Source organism: Paraclostridium benzoelyticum, assembly GCF_001006285.1.
GTDB classification, from domain to species: Bacteria; Bacillota; Clostridia; order Peptostreptococcales; family Peptostreptococcaceae; genus Paraclostridium; species Paraclostridium benzoelyticum.
In genome coordinates this window covers 1-6,364 of the sequence record NZ_LBBT01000278.1, presented here as the reverse complement: position 1 = coordinate 6,364, position 6,364 = coordinate 1, and the positions used below count along the sequence as shown (strand labels likewise).

Sequence of the window (6,364 nt, the reverse complement as noted above, 5' to 3'; positions counted from 1 at the left end):
TAATTTAATCTATTTGTAAAAATTAAAAATAAAGAGCTAAAATATAGCTCTTTAAAGACAAAATATTGATACCATTATAAAATTTAGTTTGAAATCAATTAGATTTTGTATTTTGTTTTTTAGCGGATTTTTTTTGTTTGAACATAATACAGAAACCATGACCAAAATAGAAAATCACACTTAATATTATAAATATGGCAAATACAAATAAAGCATAGTCAATCCAGAGCCAATTTGAATAGCTTATGCCCATAAAGTCTAGTAAAAACATCATACTAACACCTCGTTTTTATTTATTGTTTTAGTGTTGATAATTTTATTTAAGTATAGAAAAAAGAGACTTATTTCGTGATAACAAGTCTCTTTCAAAATTAGAGATAATTATTAAATACACTATTAAATGTATATTTAATTACTTTTAAATATATGCTGATTATTTTATAAATGTGAATTTTTAAATAGATAAAAACAATAATACTACAGATGGAAGAAAAGTAATTACTGTAATAATTAAAGTAGCATTTGTAGGTATAAATTCACTATTATATTTTGTAAAATAGACTAAATGAAAAATTATAAAAGTTAATATCATTAATATAAAATTAAAAAATAAGCTAATGAAAAACACCTTAAAACTTTTATCTATTATAGTATAAGATTTAAAAGTATTAAGGGTATAGATTATATAAATTATTACTCCAAAAATAAAATAAAAGTTACTTTGCTTTTTTAAATCTTTGTTTTTAAAAAAGTTGAATTTTAAAATAGACTTATTGTCATTGTACTCGATTCTCATAGGGGTCACCTCATTGTTATATTAAAGAAATAGTGATTCTAAATATAATTATCGTCATGTTAAAATAATTATAAAGGGATATGATAAGCGGAATATATAAATATAGGCTTATAAATAAAATAAGGAGGACGTTTGTCCTCCTTATTTTATCAACTAATATATGTATGTAGTCATCATTTGATTATATTAGGTTTGAGTTAGTATTACATTTAAAAGCTAGATATCAATAAAGTTAATTATATTTATCTATAAACTCTAAAAATGCTTTACTTATAATGTCATGTTTATTTAAATGAGAATATTTGTTTTTACATAAATCAGAAAAATCATTCCATATATCTTTATCTAATCTGATTGTAGTTTTTATAACTTCAGATTTATTGAAATTTATTTGAAGGCCAGTTTTTACCTCGATTACATCTATAGGACAATTGTCCTCCTTAGATTCGAAGTTATTTATAATACTAATTATCTTATCGTAATTTTTAACGATATTTAATAGTTTTTCTTGAATTTCATAGTTATTAAATAGTTGATTTGAATTTACTGTAAATGGGTCATAATTGCTTGAAATAAGTGAGTTTGAGTTATGTTTAGGATATATATTATGCGCGGTTAAAATAAATTTACCATCAAATTTTTGATATCCATATTTTTTCATGAATCTATCTAAAGTATCAACTCTTGTATAACTCATTTTTTCAGCAATTTCTTTTCTTGATAGCCCTTTTTCCTGGAGACTAATTATATAATCTATTTTTTTATCATAGCTCCAATCTTTCTTATTTTCCAAGTTACCACCCCCAACAATATGGAGGACACTAGTCCTCCATATTATTATACTATTTAAAAATTGCGTATTTAGTTGAAATTTAGCTTTTAATTAAAAAATATCTAAAATGCATAAGTTAAGGTCTAGTATGCAACAAAGCATTGAACAAAGTTTTTTTAAGACGTATACTTTTTATATAGTTTGTAAATAAGTACATACATAAAAGTATGAACTAAGTATCTCAATTCAAATTCAAACTCATAGTGTCGATAAAAGAATATAAAAGTTAATTAAAATCTAAATATAAAAGGGTATATTTAGATTTTTATAGTTGTGTTTTAGGGTTATAAACATAAAGTTAATTAACTTAACAAAAGAAGTATTCAAATTGAATACTTCTTTTTGTGTTAAGTTAATTAACTGTAATAGATAAAAAATAACTAAACTGAGACAATTATCTTTAAAAACTAGAAAAAGGTACCGATATAAGATATTATGTAATGACAAAAAATATGTTAGGGGGATTTTTAAATGGTTGTAATTGGAATATGCGATGATGAAAAGCATTATAGGTCAATTATTAGAAAATATTTAGAAAAAATATTACAATCAAATGTACAGAGCTACGAAATACATGAATTTACATCTGGAGAAGAGCTACTAGAGAATTACCCTAATAATTTAGATATCTTGATTTTAGATATACAGATGGATAGCATCGATGGGATGAATACAGCAAGAAGGATTAGAACATTTGATAGTAACGTAGAAATTATATTTATGACTTCTTATTCTGAATTTATGCAAGAAGGATATGAAGTAAGAGCTTATAGATACTTATTAAAACCTATAGATTTCGATAAATTAAATAAACATATAATACCCTGTGTAAAGGAATTAAAAAGACGAAATAGCAATTATTTAACAATTAAGACAAAGAACTATATAGATAGAATAAAAATAGATTCTATACTGTATATTGAAACTCAAAGGCCTAATTTATTAATTTATACAAATAAAAAAGTTCATAGTGTAAGAATGAGCATGAGGAAAATCGAGGGAATATTAGAAGAATACAGTTTTTATAGATGTCACAATAGTTTCTTAGTTAATTTAAAAGAAATTGAGTCTATGGATGGTGAATATATATTTATAAATGATATGAAAATACCTGTAAGTAGGTACAGAACGAAAGAATTAAAACTAGCGATAGCCAATACTCTAGGGGATATAGTATGTTAAATAAAGTAGGTATAGACACTAGAGATATATTTAAAATCTCAATAGTATTTATGAATTTTATAATATTTTTTTGTACACTAGATGTAGTAAGTATTAGAAAGATTAGTAATACAAAGCTTTTCCAGTATATAGGTATTTTAATTTGTATTTTAGTAGTGATAAGTGTATCAAATATATTTAGAAGTTTTAGGATTTTATTATATATAATAATTGGAATTATATACTATAACCTAGTATATGACGAATTTTTAGTGAAATGTGTAATAGTAACTATATTGTTTTGGATAAGTGCAATGGTTGTAGAGACTGCATCAGTTGGTGCTATAGCTGCAATTAATAACATACCAGATATAAATTACCTAATAAATCAAAAAAAGTATGTAATTCAAGCAATTATACTATCTAAAGTATTACTGTTAATAGAGTTTGTACTATTAAGGTACTTTAAATTGGCATTAGAGTTTAAGCCGAAAGACATGGCTCTTATAGGTCTTTCTATAAGTTACAATATATTAAGCTTATTGTTAGTTTTTGGATATAATTTTTTAAATAGGATATTAATCAAATTAAATATTGTATTTTTAATATTAATAACAATGCTTTTAATGCTATCAACTATTTCCTTACTAGTAGTTATAGCTAGGATTAGAAGATCTGATAGACTTAAACTTGAAACAGAGCTTATAAATGAAAGGACTCAAATGAATTATAAAAATTATGAAAATATATATGAGGTACATAGCAGTTTAAGTCATGTATATCATGATTTAAAGAATCATATGATGTGTATAAAAAATTACAATAGTAAAGAAGATATTATTAAATACATAGATAACTTAAGTTTCGAAATAAGAATGTTCGATAGTATCTCTCATACAGGGAATGAGACTTTAGATATAATTTTAAGCCAAAAGATACATGAGTGTAATAAATATAATATTAAGTTTGAATCGAATATAAATTTCTCGAAATTAGGATTTATAAGTAATATAGATGTATGTTCTATATTTGGAAATGCTTTAGATAACTCAATAGAGGCATGTAAATTAATAGATTGTGGGATTGATAAGAAAATAGAGGTAAAAGTAACCTATATTAAGCAGTTTTGCATAATAAAAATTATAAACACTAAACAAAATAAAATTAACCTTACCAAAAAGGGAATACAAACAAGTAAATATAATAAATATGAACATGGTATAGGATTAGCAAGTATAAAAAGAACTGTAGATAAGTATGATGGAGAAGTTGCTGTGAATTTCTCTGAGACTGAATTTATTTTGAAGATAATGATACCTATAAGGTCATAATAAAAAAGCACACAAAATATAGACTCTATATTTTGTGTGCTTTTTTATTATGTTAAATTAGAAGGTGCTTATGTTTATATTACCCATTAAAAAAACAGTTTAACTCTTAATTTATTAATTTTTCAAATACAACATATATAGTATTTTATAAGTAGATTATTTATTAATAGTTAAAAATTAAGAGAAATATAAAAAATATAATTAAATTAAACGGTGTATATGTTGAAAATACTATAATATAAACCTTATTAAGGTTTAAAAGGTCAAAAAAATTGGAATTATTTTGACTATCCTAAACTTAAAATAAACAAGAACTTGGATGAAGAGTGAAAATATAAGAAGTGTTTATTATTTATGGAATAAAAATTCTGAATTTTAAAAATTTCTTGTAAATATTTTTTAATCTGATAGAATGTATTAAAAAGGAGTGCGCCATTATGAAAAAAATATTATTCGTAACAGATTTATATTATAAAGCTAACGGAAGAAATTACTATGAAGAAGACCTTTTTATAACATCTAAATTAGTAGATAAATTTAACCTAGTTATTTGTAATCCAAAAGATATGAATAAGTTTAATGATAATTTTGACTTAACTATATTTAGAAATGCAGGTCCGGTTGCAAATTTTCCAAAAGAGTATAATGATTTTAGAGAAAAAATAAAAAGAAATAATTTAAAGACATATAACTCATTTGATGGAAAAGGCGATATGAATGGAAAGGACTATCTGATAGAATTAACTAATTTAGGATATCCTGTAATCAGTACTGTAGATTCAATTAATAATATCAATAAACTGCCTAAAGTAGATAATTATGTTATAAAGCCAAAAGATGGGGCAGATTCAATAGGAATGGAATTTGTAACAAAAGAAGAATTATATGAAAAAGTTCCAAAGGATGATTTTAATACATTAATTCAGCCAGCGATAAACTTTGAATATGAAGTGTCTTTTTACTATATAGATAAAGAGTTTCAATATGCTCTTTATGCACCAGACAAAAGCAAGAGATGGGAATTAAAAGAATATGAGGCAACTACAGCTGACTTAGAGTTTGCGATGAAGTTTGTTGAATGGAATAATATAGATCATGGTATCCAAAGGATTGATGCATGCAGAGATGAAGAAGGAAATCTTTTACTTGTTGAACTAGAAGATTTAAACCCATATCTATCTGTATCAGAATTATCAAATCAACTTCAAAATAAATTTATTGAATCACTTAAAAAATCAATTGAAAATGTTTTAAACTGTAACTAAAAAAATGGATATATAAAAAGGAGCATCATTAATGATGCTCCTTTTTATATATCTATTTTTGTTTTTTAGACTTATTATAATAATAAATTTAATATATCAAAAATGTAAGAAATCTTTAAGGTTGATGCAAGGCTATTTTAAGGATGTAAATGTATAATAGAGTTAACAAATAAAACAAAGGAAGAATTATAAATGACAATAATATGAGTTTTAATGATAGTCCCATTTAATTAGCAGTAGCTAACTTACAATAGACGTTTAAAATATTTAAGAAATGTTTAAGATTAAGATAAAGATAAGTTAAGAGTATAGATGTAATATAGGAATATAATCTAAAAAATAAAGGAGGAAAAATAAGATGGCAATAGTAATAGGGAGTTTAATGATAGTTCCATTTATATTAGCAGTAGGAGCAGGGCTAGTAAGCAATGAACTAGAAATAGCAAATCAATAAAACTTAAAATGAACTTAAGTGTATATAATAAATATAAAAAATGAAGGAGAGATTATACATGATAGTAATAGGAAGTGTAGTTATGGCACCATTTATATTAGCAGTAGGGGCAGGGCTAGTAAGCAATGAATTAGAAATAGTAAATCAATAATATAAATTGAAAATTTAAGACATAATAAAAATGGAGGAATTAATATGACATTGTTATTAATAATAGGAATTGTAATATACATTGTTAAAAACAAAAGGAATAATGAAGATGCTTTTTTAGAAAATGATCCAATAATAGATGTTAATTATAGAGAAGTTGACTAGAACAAGTCTTACTATATAATTCAATATTAAAAAATAATATATAAGCAAATTAACCTTCATACGCCACCGTTTATATAGGTTAGTGTGTAGAAGGCTAATTAGGAAAAATCTTAATAATTTAATACAATTAGGGTAAAATATAATTCTACTTGTATTAAGTATAAAAAATTAAAACAAAATATAATTACGTTTTATATAACTTAATCAATA

The 6,364-nt window shown here is 23.6% G+C and carries 4 protein-coding genes; 3 read left to right on the top strand and 1 reads right to left on the bottom strand.

The window, feature by feature from the left end; all coding sequences use genetic code 11:
* Positions 1 to 1,028: 1,028 nt before the first annotated feature.
* On the bottom strand, positions 1,029 to 1,589 hold the full coding sequence (locus VN21_RS14160; RefSeq protein WP_046823835.1) for a hypothetical protein: 561 nt from the start codon (positions 1,587 to 1,589) through the stop codon (positions 1,029 to 1,031).
* A gap of 510 nt (positions 1,590 to 2,099) precedes the next feature.
* On the opposite strand from VN21_RS14160, the gene VN21_RS14155 reads away from it, so the two are divergent.
* The 3 genes from VN21_RS14155 (at position 2,100) to VN21_RS14145 (ending at position 5,385) form a co-directional block, all read left to right on the top strand.
* Positions 2,100 to 2,810 carry a LytR/AlgR family response regulator transcription factor gene (locus VN21_RS14155; protein WP_046823834.1) on the top strand — a complete coding sequence of 237 codons (711 nt, stop codon included), beginning with the start codon at positions 2,100 to 2,102 and terminating at the stop codon, positions 2,808 to 2,810.
* Positions 2,804 to 4,120: a sensor histidine kinase gene (locus VN21_RS14150; protein WP_046823833.1), complete on the top strand. Its 1,317-nt coding sequence runs from the start codon at positions 2,804 to 2,806 to the stop codon at positions 4,118 to 4,120. The genes VN21_RS14155 and VN21_RS14150 overlap by 7 nt, the downstream gene beginning before the upstream one ends.
* 437 nt (positions 4,121 to 4,557) lie before the next feature.
* A complete protein-coding gene (locus tag VN21_RS14145; RefSeq protein WP_046823832.1) occupies positions 4,558 to 5,385 on the top strand; it encodes a hypothetical protein in 828 nt (275 codons plus the stop codon).
* Positions 5,386 to 6,364: the final 979 nt, after the last annotated feature.